The organism is Marinifilum fragile JCM 15579, from assembly GCF_001310955.1.
GTDB classification, from domain to species: Bacteria; Bacteroidota; Bacteroidia; order Bacteroidales; family Marinifilaceae; genus Marinifilum; species Marinifilum fragile.
In genome coordinates this window covers 64,840-86,169 of the sequence record NZ_BAZX01000019.1, presented here as the reverse complement: position 1 = coordinate 86,169, position 21,330 = coordinate 64,840, and the positions used below count along the sequence as shown (strand labels likewise).

Here is a 21,330-nt window from a genome sequence, read left to right as displayed (position 1 = left end):
AAAATTGGATGTTTAGTAGGTGTAAACAATCATAAAAAAGATTCCTACGACCACCCTACCACTGCCTATAAAATACTACTAAACAACCATTTTATAAATCCACTCTCCGTTGAAAGTGGATGCAAATATAATAGAGGAAAGACCATACTTCCAAACAAAATTGAAAGAAAATTTAAAGATAATTCGCAAATCACTGATTTACAATTACAAAAAAAATCGTAATAAAATTACGATTTCAATATGGAATTATTTTGACGTGAAATTTCTAAATCCCATTCAGTAAAAGATCCTTTAAACTACTTACCTGTTCTTTATTTCCAAGAACAAACAAGTGGTAATTCTTCTCTAGCACCAATTCAGGAGAAGGGTTATAAATATATCCCCCTTCTTCATCTTTCAAACCGATGATATTAGCCCCAGATCTATTTCGCACATTTAATTCCTTTATTGACTTTCCAACAAAGCATCCGGACAAATCCTGACAACTAACCTCTTCCAACTTTACGCCTTTTGTAGATTGCAACAGTATATTATCCAAAAACTCAACCACATCGGGCTGAGCAACCAACTTTGCCATTTGTTGACCTCCTAAACGATCCGGCATTATTACATTATCTGCTCCTGCTCTTTTCAACTTACTATCGGATTGACTATTGGAGGAACGAGAAATAATCTTTAAACCCGGATTCATTTCGCGAGCAGTTAAAACCACATAAACATTTTCTGCATCATTGGGAATCGCAGTAATCAATGCTTTAGCTTCCAGAATATTAGCCATATCGAGCACTTCTTCCATTGTAGCATCACCCTGAATAAAAAGCAGTTCGGGAAAAGCTCGTACCCTATCAATTGCAGACTCATTTGAATCCACAACAACAACATTCTCACCATGCTCTATTAACTCCAAGCTTGCCTGCTTACCATTCCGGCCAAAACCACAAACTATTACATGACCATTTAATTTTTCAACTTTCCTCACAATCCTATAATCTTTTAAGTTTCTACGAAATACACCATCTAAAATAAACCTGGTTATTGCAGAAGCCAAATAACCAAAAATCCCAAAGCTTATAAATATTAAAAATACAGTAAATATTTTTCCAACATCAGATAAAGGATGAACCTCCTGAAAACCAACAGTAGAAATGGTTATTACTGTCATATACAAAGCATCAACAACACTATAAGCTTCATTTATATACATATAACCAGCCGTACCAACCAAAACAGTTAGTACTAAAAAAAACATGGCAATACCTAGAGTTCGTATATTCTCTTCCCAAATTTTTTGTCTATTCATAGGAGCAAATCTATAATAATCTAAGATAATCAATATCCTTAAATACAATATGGCCGTGTAAACTTATTTGCCATATTCCTGATAATTTTTCATTCGAATAATGCGATTCCCAAATTCACATTGAAGACATCTGTATTCATCACAATAATTCACCTTTAACTGCACTAAAGCTTGAGAATACCAAGATGATTTCACTTCCACTCCGCATTCTTTCCATTTATCAATGATAGAATTCTTTTCTTCAGGAATCTCTTCCAAAAGTTTTAAAGCTTTTTCCTTCATCTCCTCATCTTCGTTAATTTCGCCATAACAAAACACGATCGGAACAACCGAATTTATAACAATTGAATTGATTGTCATTTTTCCAAGTTGCTTACATTGGGATTTTGACTCAATACCAAATTGATAATGACTTTTCCAATAATCAGAAACCCGAATTTCGAACAAATGCTGAATATCTTTATAATTTACACAGTCCAGAATTTTTGAAAACAAGGAGGAAGATTTATGAATAAGAGCCGCCAACTGGGCAATTCGAATTGTTGGGAAATTACCTGGCCTTAACCTCAACCATTTCCACCGATGAGAAGGCAAAGGCTTCAGCTCATATTTATCCGTAAGAAACAAATATTCTTGTTGAAGATTTTTATAATAAGCGTCATCAACTGAATCATTCAACATGCCAGCCTGACCAAAAAGCAATGCTTCTAATTGCAAAAGCGAATTCTTTTGACGAGCCAAAATCTTTAAAGGCAACACTTGCGCCAACTGCTGAAAAGGATCAGCATTGACCTTCATTCCAAAATATCTTGCAATAATCTGATAAAATGTTTCTTCCCATGAATTTTTATTCAATTTCAACATTTTCTTCACATCAGCGGACTTTCTCTCCAAGCGTTCCAATATCATTCTATCCAACCAATTTCGTACAAAGAATTTTTCAACCAAACTGATCTCACCATAACAAGAAATCCATTGAGTAGAATGCATGAGCTGATTATAATTCTGCAACAAAGCCGAATCGAATTTTAAAATCAAACAGGGCAATTTTCTGGTTTCACCGATAAATACATCTGCATCATCTTCATATACCACATGCAAAATCACATTATCATAGGAAGAATCTTGCTGATGATTGTGCTGAAACCAGTATGATGATTTGATATGAACCTCTACATTTCCAGCCCACATCACATCATTAATCTTAATTCGCGCATCAAAAAAATCAGGACCAGCATCTTTATTTTGCTTCCCAACATTTACAACTTCTACTCTATCTCCTCCGGTAGAAAATAGATTTTGATCATCAAAAAGCTTGTGTTTCCAGATAAATTGCAGAAATTCCTCAGTCATACCATAATATTTTTACAGTAAGTATTCGAAATTTAACAATTCGATCAGTAAAAGACAATAAAAAAGCGACGTTTAATCAAACGCCGCTTCAAAATCTTATAAAGATGTATTTACTACAATACCGATTTTTCCTTCAATAAATCTTCCATTTCCAATTGCAACTCTTTAGCCTTTTCGCCAGCTACCTTTGCAAAAGCCTCCGAAGTATCAGCAAAAATAATTCCTCTTGAAGAATTTACAAGCAATCCACATGATTGATTCATCCCATATTTTGCAACTTCCTGAAGACTTCCCCCTTGAGCACCAACACCTGGAACTAACAAGAAGTGATCCGGAGCAATCTTTCTAATATCACCCAACATCTCAGCTTTTGTTGCTCCAACCACATACATCATATTTTCTTTGGTTCCCCAATCTTGAGATTTTTCAAGAACTTTCTCAAATAACTTTTGCTCTCCTTCTTGAAAAAACTGAAGATCGAAAGCTCCTTTATTCGAAGTTAAAGCCAAAAGAATAACCCACTTGTTTTCATACTCCAAGAATGGAGTTACAGAATCCTCACCCATATATGGCGCAACTGTAATTGAATCGAATGGCATATTTTCCAGAAATGCACTTGCATACATTTTCGATGTATTTCCAATATCCCCTCTTTTCGCATCAGCAATCAAGAAAATCTCTGGGTATTTTTCTTTGATATAGTTCACAATTTTCTCAAGACTATTCCATCCTTGAGCTCCTCGGCACTCATAAAAAGCAATGTTTGGCTTATAAGCAACAGTAAATTCAGCAGTTGCATCAACAATTTGCTTGTTAAATTCAAATACTGGATCTTCAGAATCTAAAAGGTGAGATGGAATTTTTTTGATATCGCTATCTAAACCTACACAAAGGAAACTTTTCTTCTTTTTGATTTGCTCAAATAATGCCTGATAATTCATGGTAAAATTGGTTGTTTAGTAATATTTAATACAAAAAAGGCAGTGGAAAAACCACTGCCAATATCATTATAAACCACTTTCTTTAAGTCGTTCTGCGTTTTCTTCGATTTGAAGTTTGTCGATAATTTCCTGAACATCACCGTCCATAATTGCCGACAAGTTATATAACGTAAGGTTGATACGGTGATCAGTAACACGCCCCTGCGGATAGTTGTATGTTCTAATCTTAGCCGAACGGTCACCCGTCGAAACCATTGTTTTACGTTTCGATGAAATTTCATCCAAGTATTTTTGATGCTCCATTGCATAAATACGTGAACGAAGTTCTACCATTGCTTTTGCCAAGTTCTTCAACTGAGATTTCTGATCCTGACAAGTTACTACAATGTTTGTAGGAATGTGAGTCAATCGAATTGCCGAATAGGTAGTATTTACCGACTGTCCACCTGGACCAGAAGAACAATAAGTATCCTTACGGATATCGCTTTCTTTGACCTCAACATCAAACTCTTCAGCCTCTGGTAATACTGCTACAGATGCAGCACTGGTATGAACACGCCCTTGCGTTTCGGTTTGTGGCACACGTTGCACACGATGAACTCCAGATTCATATTTTAGAACCCCGTAAACACCTTCACCATTTACATTCATTACAATTTCCTTGTAACCTCCTGATGTACCTTCACTAAAGCTTGAAATAGAAACTTTCCATCCTTTAGCTTCACAGAATTTGGTATACATTCTTGCCAAATCACCAGCAAAAATACTTGCCTCATCGCCACCAGTTCCAGCTCTAATCTCAAGAATTGCATTTTTGGAATCCTCAGGATCTGCAGGCACCAACAACAATTTAATGTTCTGTTCCATATCCGGAAGTTTACCTTCTAAATCTTCCAATTCCATTTTTGCCATTTCCCTCAACTCTTCGTCAGATTCATTTGCAATAATATCTTTCGACTCAGCAATTGTATCAACGGCATTTTTATATTCTTTTGCAGCCTCGGTAACTGCCTCCAATTCCTTATATTCTTTGCTTAGTTTTACAAAGCGTTTCATGTTTCCCATCACATCAGGGTCGGTAATCAACTGACCAACCTCTTTAAATCTGATAAAGACACCCTCTAATTTATCAAGGATCAAATTATTGCTCATACTACAATATTCTAAATTTTGGACAAAATTAGAAAAATAAAACGACTTTAAAACTGAAGTATGAAATTATAGTTCATCAGTTGTTTAATTTAGGTGAAAACGCAACAAAAACAGGCAAACAAAAAGCTTACCAAAATCCCTCTATTCTAAAGAAGCTGAATTAAATTATCATGATTTTAAATTGAAAAAAAATCGTTCAACCTATTTACTTTTTAAAGACCAAAAACTAATTTTACCTAAAGAGAAGAAGCAATAATTCAATAGATCTATTTACAAAATCAAACACACTTAAACCAGAATGGTTTTATTGGATTTTACATTTGCACAATAGAGCAAATTGCAACTTTTAATTTTATCTGTAACAACAAAGATTTTGAATTTTTAATTCGGTTAGTTATTACCGCCTAATTCGATGCTTATGGTTAAAGTTAGAATACCCCGGAATGAAGATCAATTGTTGGGATTGTTAGGGAAAATAAACGAAAGACACGAATACAACAAGAAAAAAAGTCTTTTGAATGGAGCTGTTGACATGGATCGCCTAGTTGAAAAATCTAAAAAAATCAGAAAAATTAAGGATCTGAAGCCAGAACCAAGTACCAAGAAACAATCTTTTGATCGTTCAAAAAACAATGATTTAAAGTTTATCTCAAGTGAAATTCGCAGCATCAGAAATTTATTACTTGCTGTTTATCCCGACGAGCCCAAAGTGATTAAAGAATGGGGCTTCGAAATCAATGAATAATAAAAAAAAACCACTCAAACTTGAGTGGTTTTTTTTATTTCGTAATTATCAATTAGTAAACGAATTCTCCAAATTCGCTCTTGATCGTTAATTTCTTACCTTCGTATGCTTCACATCTACCAACAATCTGAGCATCTACATTAAACTCTTTTGAGATTGCGATGATATCTTCAGCTATTTCTTGTGGAACATACAATTCAAATCTATGTCCCATATTAAATACTTTGTACATTTCGTCCCAAGCGGTTCCACTCTGCTCATGAATTAGTTTGAACAAGGGTGGCACATCAAACATGTTGTCTTTTACCACATGCAAATTGTCAACAAAATTCATCACTTTGGTTTGAGCTCCACCCGAACAGTGAATCATACCATGAATTTGAGAACGATATTTATCTAAGATTTTTTTGATAATTGGAGCGTAGGTTCTCGTTGCTGACAATACCAATTTCCCTGCATCGATACCTACTCCTTCAACCGAATCGGTTAATTTGCAATTCCCTGAATAAACCAAATCTTCAGGAACAGCATTATCGAAGCTTTCAGGATATTTTTCTGCTAAATATTTCGAGAATACATCATGACGAGCAGAAGTTAATCCATTTGAACCCATACCGCCATTATACTCCGATTCGTAGGTTGCCTTACCCGATGATGAAAGACCAACAATTACATCACCTGCCTGAATTTTTTCATTGGTGATTACATCTTCACGTTTCATGCGGCAGGTAACGGTAGAATCAACAATAATGGTTCTTACCAAATCTCCAACATCAGCAGTTTCCCCCCCAGTTGAGTGAATATTTACACCAAGTTTAGCATATTCGGCAAGCAACTCTTCAGTTCCATTAATAATTGCAGAAATTACTTCCCCTGGAATCAAATTCTTATTTCTCCCAATTGTAGAAGACAAAAGAATATTATCAACTGCACCCACACAAAGCAAATCATCAATATTCATAATTAAAGCATCCTGAGCAATACCTTTCCAAACGGAAATATCACCAGTCTCCTTCCAATACATATATGCCAAGGATGATTTTGTTCCAGCTCCATCGGCATGCATAATATTGCAATATTCATCATCGCCAGTTAAATAATCGGGAACCACCTTACAAAAGGCATTCGGAAATAGACCTTTATCAAGATCTTTAATCGCACTGTGTACATCTTCCTTCGAAGCAGAAACTCCTCTAAGATTGTATCTTTCGTCTTTTCTCATGGTTGTTTAGATAAAGTATAAAAGGAAATTACTCCTTCAATTTTTTAGCTTCGGCAAAGGTAATCTTTTTCCCTTTATAGTACGCGATTACAAAAGCTTTAATTCCTTTCTTATTGATCTTTTGCGACTCTAATTTCGCTTCCTCATAATTATCGTAAATTCCTGTGGTATATCTAACGGATGATTGATTGACCGGAGCTTTAAAAACCACTTTAAAATTTTGAATTATTGAAGGAACCGTTTTGTTGCTAAAAGCACCAATTTGAATGGTATAAAACACTCCTTGTACTTTATTTAAATCTTTAATTAAAGTATTTCCAATTTGACTAGGATCACTTCCTGGTTTTACTTTGGAATTAGGCCCTGGCACATAATCTGTTGATAATACCTTAAACTCTGTCCTCCTGTTCAATTGGTTGGCAATTTCTTTTTGTTTAGAAGTAAACTGCCAAATATTTTTCTCTGTAAGAACTGTTTCTTCCGACAAGAAATCATATTCATCAGCAATTTCTTTGCTCACTACTCTAGGTTGAGATTCTCCATATCCGTGTGCAACCAAACGATCCCAATAAATTCCATTTTCAATTAAATAATCAACAACCGACTGAGCTCTTTTCTGAGAAAGGTCCTTATTGGTGGATTCACTCCCGACAAAATCGGTATGCGAACCCAATTCAATTGTAATATTCGGATTATCATTTAGCGTTTCAACCAATCCATCAAGAGCCTCTTTCGATTCTGCGCGAAGGCTCCACTTTCCAAAATCGTAAAAAATATTCGGCAGCTCAATTGGTTTTTCTATCGCCTTCAATCCTATCATCGATTTAAAATTTCGACTTACTTGAATTCCAACAGTGCTTACCTGTTCTTTTCCATTCAAATAACCATCTTTTGAAACCATAGCAATGTATTCCAAATCAGGTTTCAATTCAAATCTAAAACTCCCTTCATCATCTGTTTTCACATCAAACTGCTCTCCATCCAATGACACCAAATTAATGCTGGCTCTTTCAACAGGAGTTTTAGATTCCGAATCTACAACTTGTCCCAAAAATGTAAATTGCAAAGGCACATAATCAAATCGGTAGATATCATCATTTCCTTTATTGCGAGAAGATGAAAACATTCCTTTCTCTTTGTTAGGCTGAAAATGAATTGCAAAATCATCGGCTGTTGAATTGATCGGATATTTCATATTTTCAACTTCCCACACACCAGACTCAGTTCGTTTAGCCATATAGATATCCAATCCACCTATTCCTCCATCACGATCCGATGCAAAATAAAGCTTACCATTATCACGGATATGCGGAAACAGTTCATCTTTTTCAGAATTGATTGGTTTGCCTAAATTTTGAGGTTCTGTCCAGCCACTTCCACTTTTTTTACTCATCCAAATGTCATTTCCTCCATATCCGCCAGGCATATCCGAAACAAAATACAAAATTGTACCATCCGCAGAAATTGATGGGTGCGCAACAGACAAAGAATCTGGAACCAATTCCTGAAGAGCTACTCTTCCCCATTCTCCATTCTGTCTTTGCACAGCAAAAATTTTTGTTCCTTGATTGTCCTTATTTATTTTTCGTGAAGAGGTAAAATAAAAAATATCTCCACTAGAGTTAAAACAGGCTGCGCCTTCATTCCAATCAGAATTAATGGCATCCCCAACTGATGAAGGCTTACTCCACTGATAAGTATCAGTCATTATTTTTCGAGTTTTGGCCTTTCTTCCTTTTTTCTTTCTTGATTTTCGAACCACTTCATTAGAATAGTGCGACTCTAATAAATTTGTATAATACTCACCAGTTACACCATCTTTTTTAACTTTATCTTTTAACTTACGATTTGATGTAAAGAATATCACGTTGGTATCTTGTCCCATATAGATTGGAGCAAAATCGCTAGATGCAGAATTAAATTCCTTCAAAATCTCCACTTTGTATCTTCCCGGAAATTCCTCCCAATAGGAAACTCTTTTGAGAATTTTAGCTACATCATCAGTTTGTTTTGCTTCTGGTTTTAAATCCAAATATTCCCAGAAATTCTCTTCTGCTTCCTCAAGTTTGTAGTTTTTAAGCTCAGCATATCCCAATTTCTTCGCAGCATCCGCAAAAGTATCCCTATTCATAATAGCCTTTCGATACCAAGATGCAGCTTTTCGCGGCAAGTTGATCTCATCGAAACAATTTGCATTCATAAATGCTATTTCAGCTTTTCGCTCTCTGTCTTTCTCTTTTTTATATGCCTTTTCATACATTTCCTGTGCATGAAAATACCTGCCGGATTTCAGCATTTTATTTCCACGATTAACGTAAGATTGAGAAGAACAAGATATAAATAAGCCTATTATACAGAGTAATCCTGAGAAAGAAAGAATTTTCATTACGTGATATGTTCGATTATAAAGTATAAAAATAAATATTTTATTCCATTGGCAACCTATCAAAACAGAAAAGGATGCCCATTATATATGAACATCCTTTTTCTAAAAATATTATAGATTGAACTAGTTATTAAATAACAATTCGCGATATTTTGGTAATGGCCACATTTCATTATCAACAACAAGCTCTAACTTATCAATATGGTAACGAATATCTTCTAAATACGGACGTACCTTCTGATCATATGCAAATGCCATTTTGTGTCCATCTTCAATAACATTACATTCTTTACGAGCTTCAACCATTCCCTTCACTTTCGATTTAATAGAGGATATGTGACTCGAAATTTCTCTGATCAACTCTTTTCTGGCTCCAGCTAATTCTTCAAACTCATCAGCTGCGAAGATATCTCTTAAGCCCTGAACATTCTGAATCAATTTGGTTTGATAAGCTACTGCGGTAGGTACAATATGGTTAATTGCTAAATCACCTAACACACGAGCTTCAATCTGAATCTTCATGGTGAACTTTTCCATTTCAACCTCAACACGAGCCTCCAGTTCCTTCTCTGTCATTACACCACTCTCAATTAATGATCTCTTAGCTGGTGCTTCAAGATATTTAGAAAGAGATTCTGGCACACTAGTGATATTAGTTAAACCGCGTTTTTTAGCCTCAATTACCCAAGCTCCTGAGTATCCATCACCGTTAAAACGAATTGGTTCTGATTCAATAATTAATTTTTTAAGAACCTGGAAAATTGCTTCATCCTTTTTGATGCCTTCGTTGATTAATCGATCAACAGCAGCTTTAAAATCTTTCAACTGAACTGCCATTGCAGCATTCAAAGCTGTCATAGCCGCTGCATTGTTTGCAGAAGAACCAACAGCACGGAACTCAAAACGATTACCTGTAAATGCAAATGGAGATGTACGGTTACGATCGGTATTGTCCAAAATAATTTCAGGAATACGACCAATACCTAATTTCAATGCTGTTTTTTCATCCGGAGTCATTTTCTTCTCTCCAACTTCCTCAACAATTTTCTTCAACATCTTAGATACCTCATCACCCAAGAATACTGAAACAATTGATGGAGGTGCTTCATTAGCTCCCAATCTGTGACTATTAGATGCAGTAAGAATTGAAGCACGAAGAAGATCCTGATTCTTATATACTGCCATTAATGTATTCACAACAAAAGTAAGGAACTGCATGTTTCCTTTAGGATTCTTACCTGGAGCCATTAAAACAACACCTGTATCAGTACTCAACGACCAGTTGTTGTGCTTACCTGATCCATTAACCCCTGCATAAGGTTTTTCGTGGAACAACACACGAAACTGGTGATTACGAGCAACTCTTTTCATTACATCCATCACCAACTGGTTATGATCATTAGCCAAGTTAGCCTCTTCAAAAATCGGAGCCAACTCAAACTGAGAAGGAGCAACCTCATTGTGACGAGTTTTCACTGGAACTCCTAATTTGTGGCATTCTACCTCCAAATCCATCATGAATTTTGACACACGTTCTGGAATAGAACCGAAATAGTGATCATCCAACTGCTGATCTTTAGATGAAGAGTGCCCCATTAATGTACGCCCAGTTAAAGTAAGGTCCGGACGAGCTTGATACAATGCCTCATCAATTAGAAAGTATTCCTGTTCCCAACCTAAGTTAGCATTAACTTTGGTTACATTTTTATCAAAATATTGACAAACATCTACTGCAGCTTCATCAACTGCAGCCAACGCTTTCAATAATGGAGTTTTATAGTCAAGGGCTTCACCTGTATAAGAGATAAAGATAGTTGGGATACAAAGAGTAGTCCCAATAATAAAAGCTGGTGAAGAAACATCCCAAGCTGTATAGCCACGTGCTTCAAAAGTCTGACGAATACCTCCTGAAGGGAATGAAGATGCATCAGGTTCTTGTTGAGCCAATAACTCTCCAGAAAAATTTTCAATCATGTTACCACCATCACCATAGTCTATAAAGCCATCGTGTTTCTCTGCAGTACCATCAGTTAAAGGTTGGAACCAGTGAGTATAGTGAGTAGCACCTTTTTCAATCGCCCAGGATTTCATTCCCAAAGCAATACCATCCGACATTTTTCTGTCAATCGAACCTCCTTTTTGGTTCGCAGCCATAACTGCCTTAAAAGCATCTTTTGACAGATACTTTCTCATGGATTCTACATTAAAAACTAAGTCTCCATAGTAATCAGTCACCTTATTAGAAGGCAACGACACCGATTTTGGCTGTCTCGACAGCAATTCATTCAACGCTTGAAATCTAATGGTGGCCATAAAATTAAAAATTTTAGTTAATAGTTAACGTTATCTGCAATATCAAAGGGGTACTTAGAAAAAATAGTTGTTTTTTTTTACCAAACACCCCCTCATCTACATAGTGCAAAAATGAAGAAAAAAAATAAACTTTGCAATACCACCTATAAATTAGAAAGGGTATATCACAAAAAAAATCGATAAAACATCAGGAAAACCCTATATTTTTATCGATTGCGCAAATATTTTCATCTTTTTACAGATAAAGTGTAATTTTTATCAAGTCTTAGGAAGTTTTTGTGAATTTTTCTCTATTACTTCCTTTACATCCTTTCTTGAACTAATTAATTCATAAAATTCTTCAATGTATTCAATTAACTTATTTCTGTTATTTGCCTTTAAATAATCACAATTATTAATGACTTCAAGAAAAGAAGGTTTTAATTCTTTAAAGTTAGTAAAAGCTTGTGCCAAATCTTCAGGACTCCATCTCATCCCTTTATACAAGCGTTTGTATTTAGCATCTGGTTCTATTTTAGGTGAAAGTGTATAATAGGAATGATTGATTATACCAGACCAATCAAAGTCAAATGGAACGACAACAGGAATACTGTGCTCACTAACCGACATTACATCTATATTATGCAATCGGCCAACATCCCAATCAGCATTGCCTATCATTAATTGAAACAAGGAAAGCATTACCATATTTTCTCGTAATATTTCGTATTGCTTCACATTCTTGTAGTTTAAAATGTGTTTTCCATTTCTCAATGCAACATCTTCCTTATCTTCAATAAAAAAACCAAATTTTGTTATCGTATCTGAAGAGTTTACATCTATAAATGAAACTTGAGACAGTCGAACACGATAGCTGTGATTCGAGATAAGATTATACATCTTATAAATCAGATATTCTTCAATGGTGTGCTGCTCATAATCGTCGACAAAAGACTGACAATGACTTACATATTTTAATTTTGATTGCCCTTCAAACTCTGTTCCCATTGCTTCCTTTACAGGAATTTTAAAACGTAAAGGTGGAAAATTACAATTTTGCTTTCTACGACGAAAGTTTCCCCTGGTTTTAACTTTCACCGTAATTAAATCTGTCTTTTCATTCTCTGAAAACACCTTTAATTCACTTTTATGGTACTTTCTATTCTCTGAAATATCATTAATTAACAATGCCAAATCTGTTTTTAATTCAATCTTTAAAAGGTCTTCATTTTTAAACAATGGCAAATTTAGCAAACTGTCCCGATCCTTTGCTGTTATTGGATTTGCATTAAGAATGTTCCCTGTACAAACTAATAATATTAATAACAAAACAAGATTTCGTCCTGTTCTTATTCTACCCCCATTCTCCATTTTATAGCAACATTTATTCAATACTTTCTTTCTTCCCATCTATAAATACGCGATAGTAATTATCATTTTCAATCAGTAATACCTGTGGTTTTATTTCATCATATCCCATTGGAACATTCATAGCAACTAACCGGCCTTCTTTTAAAAATCTAATTGTTTCCACTTCGGTATGACCAAAGAATATCCTTTTTACGCTATAATAATTTAATACTCTATCCAATTCTTCGTCTGTAATTATCGAATAATTGCGCGTTTTCATTAAATATCCCCTATACCATAGTGGGTTCCCGGGAAAATAAACTTCTTTCATCAATTCAGCCTTCGATTTACCATGGTCAGGCTTCAAACTCATTCGAATCTCTTCATTAATTTGAGTCAAAGACATATCTTTTTCAATCATTTCAGGTGAAATTCCTCCATGAACAAAAAGAAGATCATTAATTTTTACAGTCGAATTAAGCGATCTTAACCATTTTCCCAATTCTGTATCTTCCTTAAAAAAACGTGGATAATTTATCATTAAACGTTTACTCATTTTTTTATACTTCGGAGCTATATATCGAGAATCATCCATCAATACCATAATTTCGTGATTTCCTAACAAGAAATGCAATCTACCTTTGTTTGCTTTTGCTTGACGCTGCAATTTCTTAATTAAATAAAGGCTTTCCGTAACCTTATCCCCTCTATCAAAAATATCACCAATGAAAACCACATGTCCATCTCCCCATATCCAATTTAACTCTTCATCAATAACTTTTGCTCCCTTTAACAGTCTAATTAAAATATCGTACTCTCCATGAACATCACCAACTACCAATATTTTTTTTACATTTTTAAATTCGGTCTTCTGTACAGGATAATCTCCTCTTCTAAGCCAATACCTATTTTTATCAGCTTTAAGTCCTTTTACCTGAACAGAATCTGACTTTATTTTTATTCTTTTCTCTCTTATACTAATACTATTATCTTCATGCAAATGATCCACATACCACATTCTAACCTCTTTCGAATCGATCCAAGAAAAATGAGGCCCATCATAATAATCAGGTAAATTTATGTCATCAATGTTACCCCTAAAAACTTTATCGTATTTAGAAAATGCACCAGAACTTAAATTCTTTTTTTTGTGCACTAAGTGGAAACAAAACACAACTACACAATAAAAGCAATAAGAATTTTACATATTGATATGAATTCATAAGACCTAACTTTTTATATCAAACCGAATACCATTTCCTACAGTTTGCTTTAAATCAAAAACTAAACCGGAATTTTTATTGGAAATCGTACATCTATAATGTTCGAAAGTAAAACACAAGCTGCCCGTTATCGAACGGGCAATGAACTTGCATGAAGTTAGTAAAAATTATTCAGAGCTAGTTATACAAAAAACAGGAGCCCTTTCGAACTCCTGTTTCACTACTACTACAATGTACCTGATTTAGTATCCAGGATTTTGCTCTATCAAACCTCCACTATTATCAACCTCGCTTTGAGGAAGAGGGAAGTATAAATGTTTTGGTAAAGTTAAATTTGTTGCTTTATAAACAGGATTTCCCGAATCGGAAACAGTATATGTTCCATCTCCATTACGAGTTAATGAAGCTTTCACTTTATAACCATCAATTTTCAACTCTTGTTCTATGCGACCAGTTCTAACCAAATCGTGGAATCTGTGACCTTCACCACATAACTCAACACGTCTTTCATGATAAATTGCGTCTAATAAATCAGCTCCGGATGCAGTAACATTAGGTAAAACTGCTACATTCCCTTGTCTGGCTCTTTCACGTACCTTATTCAAATATGTTCTAGCATTACCTTCTGCATCTGTATGATAACATGCTTCGGCATACAATAGGTAAATATCCGACAAACGAATAATTCTTTCATTAATAGGCGAATTTCTAAAGTTACCAAGTGCTTTATAAGCTTCTTTAGACAAATAATGCTTGTAATTGCTAAAACCTGTAAGGTCTTCTGCAACAACACCTGGTGTTTCTCCCTCCAACACCCATTGATCAGCATACTGTAATGAGTTAATCAAAGATGCATCACGTCTTGGATCTCCATCTTCAAAAGCAAGATATAAATCATAAGTTGCTTGATAACGACCATAAGGATCTGCTCCACCTAACCATGGCATATTTAAGAATGTGGTAAAGTTCCCATTGTTTGTAAATGCACCATCATCTTTTGGAGAGTCGTAAAATTGCACTTCAAAAATTGACTCTTCATTATTCTCTTCTGCTTCAGTAAACAAATCGTGGTAATTACCAGTAAACAAATCATATTCCCCCAAAGAAAACAACTTTTCAGCATATGACTTAGCTTCTGCCCATTTCTCTTCATTGTAAAAATCCTGAGTCGAATATCCAGAGCTTGCCTGAGAAACACATACTTTTACCAACATTGCAAGTGCAGCGCCTTTAGTCGCTCTTCCCAAATCATTTGATTCAAAGTATGTAGACTTTAATGGCAATACTTCAGCTGCATCTTTTAAATCTGTTTCTATTTGATTATAGATTTCTTTAGCTGAAGATCTTGTTTTATTTAATTCGTCTCCCAATAACGGAGTTGTAACAAGAGGTACACCTCCAAAATTTTTAACCAAATCATAATAGTAATAAGCTCTCATAAATTTGGCTTCTGCTATCACTCTTTTTTGCAAGTCCTTATCCTCAACACCAGCAATATCTTTACCTTCAACATTAGCTAAAAGTTGATTTGCTATCAATATTCCACGATAATTATATCTGTAATTATATGTGAACAAGAAAGCTGTTGCATCATAGGTATATTCTCTCATCTTCAGATCTTCTCTATCAACAGCATCATCCGTAGTTGAGTTACCAAAAGTAGTGCGTCCCCAATTGTAATGGTATTCCCACAAAGGAGCATAGCACGCATTTACAGCTTTAATCAACTCTGCATCATTAGAGTAAAAACTTCCAGCTGTTTGTTCCCCGATTTTTACCGTATCAAGAAACTCTTCATCACAGGCCGTCATTGAAAAGATGACAAGTCCTGCTATTAATATATTTCTTAAATTTTTCATTTTCATCAATAATTAGAAAGTTAGATTTGCACCAATTGAGAAAATCCTTGCTTGTGGGTAAGTACCATAATCAATTCCTTGACTAAGTGTTCCACCTCCAATTTCAGGATCCAAGCCAGAGTAATCGGTAATAGTAAATACATTTTGTCCTGAGAAGTATACTCTTACATTTTCTAACCATGGTGTTACATCTCTAAATGTATAGCCTACCTGAATATTTTTCAGTCTCAAATAAGATCCATCTTCAATATAAAAATCAGAAGCTCTTAGGTTTCTTTCAACGGTAGAAGCATTTAATCCAAACATTGTATTTGAACCATTCTGAGGAGTCCAGTGGTTTTTATAATCTTCTGCCAATGCAAATCTTTTTATATCAGCATAGTTATAATACTTGAATCCATTAAAGATTTCATTGCCTGTAACTCCCTGGAAGAACATACTCAAATCCCAATTCTTATAGTTTACATCGATATTTACACCATAAAATAAATCTGGATTTGGATCACCAATTTGAACACGGTCATCACCATTGATTACACCATCAGGAGCTTCAAGAACACCATCATTATCTTTATCAGTCCATTGATCTTTAAATCTAAAATCACCAGCACCAATTGGCTCTGAAGACTGAGCGCTAGAAGCAACTTCTGCATCTGATTGGAATACGCCATCTACTTCATATCCATAGAACGCACCAATTGGATATCCTTCGGCAGTTCTTGTTACACTTCCAACAAGACTAACACTACCAGCCCAAATAGGAGCTCCACCACCCAAACTTGTTACTTCATTATCAACATGCGAGGCATTTACATTAACTGTAAACTTAAGATCGTTTCCTATTTTTCCATGATAGCCAAGGTTCAACTCAAAACCTTTATTTTCAACAGTACCTGCATTTACATAAGGGCTTCCATCGTAACCTGCATATTCAGGTATCGGCACTCGAACTAACATATCCTTAGTTTCTTTCTTAAAGTAATCCGCAGAGAAAGTAATCTTATCATTCAAAAAGGCAAGATCAAGACCAAAGTTGGTTGATTCTACAGTTTCCCACTGAATTTTAGAATTTGCCATTTTTACAGGAGCTGCTCCAGCATATTCTTTTCCTGTCAGATAATCCTTTCCTCCGAATACATAACTATACTCAACTCTTGAATCACCCGTTTGAACAGTTGAAGCAAATGAATAAGGATCAATTTTAGCATTACCTACGCGTCCCCATCCTGCACGAACTTTTATTCTATTCACTATATCTTCAGGAATAAAGTCCATAAATTTCTCACTTCTTAATTTCCACCCCAAAGACATTGATGGGAAATTTCCGAAACGCTTATCAGGACCAAATACAGAAGATCCATCTCGTCTAAACGAAGCTGTTAAATAGTATTTATCAGCATAATCGTAATTTACACGAGCAAGGTACGAGTACATTGTAGTTTCTTGTCCAGAATTCCATGCACCTGTACTTTCAATATCTGTAGACGCATTTATATATTGCAATTCTTCATTGTCATTAGGGATATTATTCCTAGATGCACTAATGTAATCTGATTCATTTTTTTCTGCAGTAAAACCTCCTAGCACATTAAAGCTATGATCATCTACGTCAACTGTATAAGTAATGGTATTCTCAGTAAGATAGCCATTAAAATCAGATGTTCCTCTGGTAATCTTATTTACAGAATTGATTTCTTGTCCATAGTCAAATGCAGGTAAATAAGTTTTACTTTTCGATCTTGAAATATTTAAACTTACTGCTGATTTAATGAATAAATTCTTAATGGGCTCAAATTGCAAATATGAGTTTGCAAGTATCAAAAGTGCTTTATTTTCTCTAACATCTCTGTTTAATTGAGCAACTGGGTTTCCCAAATCAGAATAAGGTGTTGATGCATACTCACCCGATTCTTGATAAACTGGTGTTAAAGGATCATTTCTTTGAGCCAAAGTAAGAATCCCATTTATTGCATTACCAGTAACCTGATGATTGGTTGTGTGTGAAAGAGAAACATTAACTCCAGCCTTCCATTTAGGACTTAAAGTATAATTGTTATTTAAGCGTGCATTGATTCTTTCGTATTTAGAATTTAATACAATCCCTTCATTTTGAAAGTATCCAGCACTAAACAAATTATTATTATTGGCATCTCCTTTAGAAATCGTTGCATTCGCTTTATAAATTTTCCCCACTCGAGTAACTTCATCAAACCAATCGGTAGTATGGTTTACATTGTCCGAAGGAGATTTTAATTCTAGAGGGTGATAGGCATTTGAACCCGTAAAATTCGCCGCATTTATCTGCGCTGTATTATAAGTCTCCAACCAATCTTTAGAGTTCATAAGATCTGGTTCGTTCCAAGCTTTTTGGATACCTGACATTAATTCTACTTGAACTTTAACGTCTTCAGAATTACCTGTTTTTGTTGTAATTAACACAACCCCATTCGCACCTCTCGAACCATAAATTGCTGTTGCAGATGCATCCTTCAAAACCTCAAGACTTTTAAAGTCACTTGGATTCAAATGTGAAATATTATCCAATAATATTCCATCTACAACATATAATGGCGATGAGTTATTCACCGTTCCAGTACCACGTACTCTTACCGATAAACCAGCTCCTGGTTCTCCTGATGTTTGAGTTACCATTACACCAGCTGCTCTACCCTGCAACAGAGCTGCTGCATTTGACACTGGTTGATCTTCCAATGCTTTTGCATTTACACTTGCAACAGAACCTGTAATGTCACTCTTTTTCTGAACACCATAACCAACAACTACAACTTCGTCCATTGCAAAATTATCAGTTTCTAGTGCTACATTAATTTCAGTTTGAGTACCAACAGCTACCTCAAACGTTTTCATTCCGATATACGAAAATACCAAAATCGCATCGGTATTAACCTTGATTTGATAGTTACCATCAAAATCAGTTGTTGTTCCGTTGGTTGTACCTTTTTCTACAACCGAAACACCTGGGATTGTTAGCCCATCTTCTGCACCGGTTACTATACCTTTAACCAACACATCCTGTGCCCAGGATACCTGCCAGCCAAGAAGCATAATTAACGCTAAGCATGCAATTTTTCTCATAGTGTTAAATTTAGATTAGCAAAATTATCTTAATTACATTTAAATTATTCCTATTCCAGAACGATTAGGAAGTATCACCTTACCATTCTGAACCGTTACTCCTTTATATGGGTCATTCGAAATCAAAAGATTTCCATCTAAATCAGCCCAATCAACCATTGGTGAAAGTTGGGCTGCTGCACTCACTCCACACGAAGTTTCAGTCATACAACCAATCATCACTTTCATATCTAAGGCTCTGGCAACATTAAGCATTTTGTGTGCTTCCCGTAAACCTGTACATTTCATCAACTTGATATTGATTCCCGAATAGGCTCCTTTTAATTTTGGAACATCAACCAAACGTTGAACTCCCTCATCTGCAATTGTTGGAAGTGGACTATGCTGTGTTAACCAAGCCATAGTATCCAAATCATACTTATCCATTGGTTGTTCCACAAAAACAACTCCTTGTTCCTTCAACCAATGAATCTTATCCAAAGCTTCATGCTTGTCCTTCCATCCTTGATTTACATCTACACACAAAGGAACGTCAGTAACTTTTCTAATGGTATTGATCATTTCCTCATCTGTTCCACGACCAATTTTTACCTTAAGTATTTTATATGGTGCTGCTTCCCTAACCTTCTCTGTTACAACTTCCGGTTTATCAATTCCAATCGTAAATGTAGTTACAGGTGTATCTTCCTGATTGTAACCCCAGATTTGAAACCAAGGTTTGTCTATGATCTTTCCAACCAAATCATGTAAAGCAATATCTACCGATGCTTTTGCTGCACAATTTCCTTTTGCAACACCATCTACGTAAGATAAAATCTCGTTTAAACGAAATGGATCGGTAAACTGATCAAGCTTTAGACTACTTAAAAATTTTGTAGCCGTTTCATGAGATTCACCCAAATAGGGAGGCATTGAAGCTTCACCATAACCAACAAATCCACCCCATTCGATCTTCACCAACATTACTGGTGTTGTAGTTCTGGAAAATGAAGCAATGGTAAAAACATGTTTTAATTGTAAATCGTATGGTTCGAAACTCAACTTTAAACCCGAACCTTTATAATTTGATTCCGCTCCTTCTTTCCCACTATTACATGCACTAAATAAAGGAAGCAAACATGCTCCTCCTGCAAGTAACCCACCACTTCCTATAAATTTTCTTCTATCTAATTTCATTTCTCTTTCAATCTTAATACCAAGGATGTTCTGAAACTTTTACAATTCCTTCTTCACCTATTCTATTTAGAACCCTACGGCCACCCAACCATGAAACCGTTCGGTAATTGCTATAATTTTCTGCTTCAGGATCAAAACTGTTTATTTTTACTCTACCCGAAGAGTGAATAAACTCTCCATCCTTAATATACATCCCCACATGAGTGACTTTTTGTGTATTATTTTCAGTTGCCTTTCTACCAAAAAACACCAAATCTCCTTCTGCTAAATTTTCAAACCCTTGTTCCGGAGATATGGTGTCTCCATGAAGAAACTGCAATGAAGCATCACGAGCCAATATTATTCCGTTCATGAAATACACGGATTTAACAAAGCCACTACAATCAACACCTTTAGAGGATGTTCCTCCCCACAAATAGGGTCTCCCCATAAATTCTTTGGCTAATTGAGTAAGCATTGACGGCTCTTTGATTTCTTTTGATTTCCATAAATCAAAATCGATACAATCTGTCTTATTTAATCTTATCTCTCTTTTATCTGGTAGGCTTAGCAACAAATAATTTGAATCTTCGCTCAGAACTTCCAATATTGATCCTGCCACAATATCTGTTATTGTTTCCTTGCCTTGTTCATCTTTAGCTACCTGAAAATGTGGCTGAAAAATCACTCTTCTAGCATTTCTCCAATCCGTCATTTCTTCCTTGGTTCGTAGATCCAATGCAGCTTCATCCACCCAAGCAATATATTTATCCGGCGTTTGAATTTGATACCATGAATTCTCTTTATTTAAAACCTTGACTGGAGTTCCCATGATAGCTTGCGAAACAAGCTCTGCCGAATGCTTTGGGTGAGACCTAAGATTTACAACACTTAAATTTATCAATCCCCAAATCTTATTTCCCATTTTATCCTCTGGAAGTAAAACCAAACTATCTACCAAATGAACTTTTAATCCTTCCAAAGATGAAAACAACGCTAACTTAGCTTCCGGCAAAGATGTTTCTCCACTAACCACCAGACTACCATTGCTACTCATAGAAAAATTTGTAGTATAAATTGCTTCTCTACTATCTGGCGCAAAACTTTTACCAATTTCCTGTGATAACTTATTTGCTTTATTAATAGCATCATCCGTACTACTGCAAGCAAACAACATCAAAATCATCAGTATATAATAAGTATATTTCATGTCTTAATTTCAATCAATTGGTATTACATGTTACATGATTCCAAAT

General features: G+C 35.3%; 15 protein-coding genes. 2 read left to right on the top strand and 13 right to left on the bottom strand.

From position 1 onward, the window contains the following. The coding region (locus tag JCM15579_RS20890; RefSeq protein ID WP_218186175.1) for a hypothetical protein at positions 1 to 222 on the top strand (222 nt) is incomplete at its 5' end. A 43-nt stretch (positions 223 to 265) separates the two neighbouring features. Here the strand turns inward: JCM15579_RS20890 and JCM15579_RS13825 are convergent. From JCM15579_RS13825 to prfA, 4 genes are all read right to left on the bottom strand, one after another. Then, on the bottom strand, positions 266 to 1,300 hold the full coding sequence (locus JCM15579_RS13825) for a potassium channel family protein (protein ID WP_157471483.1): 1,035 nt from the start codon (positions 1,298 to 1,300) through the stop codon (positions 266 to 268). 63 nt (positions 1,301 to 1,363) lie between these two features. Next, a complete protein-coding gene (locus JCM15579_RS13820; RefSeq protein ID WP_054721043.1) occupies positions 1,364 to 2,653 on the bottom strand; it encodes a DUF2851 family protein in 1,290 nt (429 codons plus the stop codon). Positions 2,654 to 2,766: 113 nt separating this feature from the next. Next, entirely contained in the window at positions 2,767 to 3,594 is an 828-nt protein-coding gene (gene pyrF, locus JCM15579_RS13815; protein ID WP_054721042.1) for an orotidine-5'-phosphate decarboxylase, read from the bottom strand. Between the two features lie 66 nt (positions 3,595 to 3,660). Next, positions 3,661 to 4,746 carry a peptide chain release factor 1 gene (gene prfA, locus JCM15579_RS13810; protein ID WP_054721041.1) on the bottom strand — a complete coding sequence of 362 codons (1,086 nt, stop codon included), beginning with the start codon at positions 4,744 to 4,746 and terminating at the stop codon, positions 3,661 to 3,663. Between the two features lie 418 nt (positions 4,747 to 5,164). Here prfA and JCM15579_RS13805 point away from each other — a divergent pair, with 418 nt between their 5' ends. Next, on the top strand, positions 5,165 to 5,491 hold the full coding sequence (locus JCM15579_RS13805) for a hypothetical protein (RefSeq protein ID WP_157471482.1): 327 nt from the start codon (positions 5,165 to 5,167) through the stop codon (positions 5,489 to 5,491). A 52-nt stretch (positions 5,492 to 5,543) separates the two neighbouring features. Here the strand turns inward: JCM15579_RS13805 and JCM15579_RS13800 are convergent, their stop codons facing one another. From JCM15579_RS13800 to JCM15579_RS13760, 9 genes are all read right to left on the bottom strand, one after another. Further along, a complete protein-coding gene (locus JCM15579_RS13800; RefSeq protein ID WP_054721039.1) occupies positions 5,544 to 6,713 on the bottom strand; it encodes an AIR synthase related protein in 1,170 nt (389 codons plus the stop codon). Between the two features lie 28 nt (positions 6,714 to 6,741). Beyond that, a complete protein-coding gene (porE, locus tag JCM15579_RS13795; protein WP_083464691.1) occupies positions 6,742 to 9,099 on the bottom strand; it encodes a PorE family type IX secretion system protein in 2,358 nt (785 codons plus the stop codon). A gap of 123 nt (positions 9,100 to 9,222) precedes the next feature. Further along, the gene (locus JCM15579_RS13790; RefSeq protein ID WP_054721037.1) at positions 9,223 to 11,412 is read right to left on the bottom strand and encodes a glutamine synthetase III family protein; all 2,190 of its coding nucleotides are present in this window, start codon (positions 11,410 to 11,412) and stop codon (positions 9,223 to 9,225) included. Between the two features lie 258 nt (positions 11,413 to 11,670). Further along, a complete protein-coding gene (locus tag JCM15579_RS13785; RefSeq protein ID WP_054721036.1) occupies positions 11,671 to 12,801 on the bottom strand; it encodes a hypothetical protein in 1,131 nt (376 codons plus the stop codon). Further along, a complete protein-coding gene (locus tag JCM15579_RS13780) occupies positions 12,776 to 13,897 on the bottom strand; it encodes a metallophosphoesterase (RefSeq protein WP_157471481.1) in 1,122 nt (373 codons plus the stop codon). The genes JCM15579_RS13785 and JCM15579_RS13780 overlap by 26 nt, the downstream gene beginning before the upstream one ends. 309 nt (positions 13,898 to 14,206) lie before the next feature. Then, positions 14,207 to 15,823, bottom strand: a complete 1,617-nt coding sequence (locus tag JCM15579_RS13775) for a RagB/SusD family nutrient uptake outer membrane protein (RefSeq protein ID WP_172677439.1) — start codon at positions 15,821 to 15,823, stop codon at positions 14,207 to 14,209. Positions 15,824 to 15,835: 12 nt separating this feature from the next. Then, complete coding sequence (locus JCM15579_RS13770; protein WP_054721033.1) at positions 15,836 to 18,919, bottom strand: SusC/RagA family TonB-linked outer membrane protein; 3,084 nt, start codon at positions 18,917 to 18,919, stop codon at positions 15,836 to 15,838. A gap of 39 nt (positions 18,920 to 18,958) precedes the next feature. Next, positions 18,959 to 20,095 carry a dipeptide epimerase gene (locus JCM15579_RS13765; protein WP_054721032.1) on the bottom strand — a complete coding sequence of 379 codons (1,137 nt, stop codon included), beginning with the start codon at positions 20,093 to 20,095 and terminating at the stop codon, positions 18,959 to 18,961. 13 nt (positions 20,096 to 20,108) lie between these two features. Next, positions 20,109 to 21,284 carry a C40 family peptidase gene (locus tag JCM15579_RS13760; RefSeq protein WP_054721031.1) on the bottom strand — a complete coding sequence of 392 codons (1,176 nt, stop codon included), beginning with the start codon at positions 21,282 to 21,284 and terminating at the stop codon, positions 20,109 to 20,111. Between the last annotated feature and the right edge of the window lie 46 nt (positions 21,285 to 21,330).

Excerpts from the sequence above, each read along its gene's own strand:
- prfA (WP_054721041.1), bottom strand. The coding sequence starts at position 4,746 with ATGAGCAATAATTTGATCCTTGATAAATTAGAGGGTGTCTTTATCAGA.
- JCM15579_RS13770 (WP_054721033.1), bottom strand. The coding sequence starts at position 18,919 with ATGAGAAAAATTGCATGCTTAGCGTTAATTATGCTTCTTGGCTGGCAG.
- pyrF (WP_054721042.1), bottom strand. The coding sequence starts at position 3,594 with ATGAATTATCAGGCATTATTTGAGCAAATCAAAAAGAAGAAAAGTTTC.
- JCM15579_RS13790 (WP_054721037.1), bottom strand. The coding sequence starts at position 11,412 with ATGGCCACCATTAGATTTCAAGCGTTGAATGAATTGCTGTCGAGACAG.
- JCM15579_RS13760 (WP_054721031.1), bottom strand. The coding sequence starts at position 21,284 with ATGAAATATACTTATTATATACTGATGATTTTGATGTTGTTTGCTTGC.
- JCM15579_RS13805 (WP_157471482.1), top strand. The coding sequence starts at position 5,165 with ATGGTTAAAGTTAGAATACCCCGGAATGAAGATCAATTGTTGGGATTG.
- JCM15579_RS13775 (WP_172677439.1), bottom strand. The coding sequence starts at position 15,823 with ATGAAAAATTTAAGAAATATATTAATAGCAGGACTTGTCATCTTTTCA.
- JCM15579_RS13765 (WP_054721032.1), bottom strand. The coding sequence starts at position 20,095 with ATGAAATTAGATAGAAGAAAATTTATAGGAAGTGGTGGGTTACTTGCA.
- JCM15579_RS13800 (WP_054721039.1), bottom strand. The coding sequence starts at position 6,713 with ATGAGAAAAGACGAAAGATACAATCTTAGAGGAGTTTCTGCTTCGAAG.
- porE (WP_083464691.1), bottom strand. The coding sequence starts at position 9,099 with ATGAAAATTCTTTCTTTCTCAGGATTACTCTGTATAATAGGCTTATTT.
- JCM15579_RS13825 (WP_157471483.1), bottom strand. The coding sequence starts at position 1,300 with ATGAATAGACAAAAAATTTGGGAAGAGAATATACGAACTCTAGGTATT.
- JCM15579_RS13820 (WP_054721043.1), bottom strand. The coding sequence starts at position 2,653 with ATGACTGAGGAATTTCTGCAATTTATCTGGAAACACAAGCTTTTTGAT.
- JCM15579_RS13785 (WP_054721036.1), bottom strand. The coding sequence starts at position 12,801 with ATGGGAAGAAAGAAAGTATTGAATAAATGTTGCTATAAAATGGAGAAT.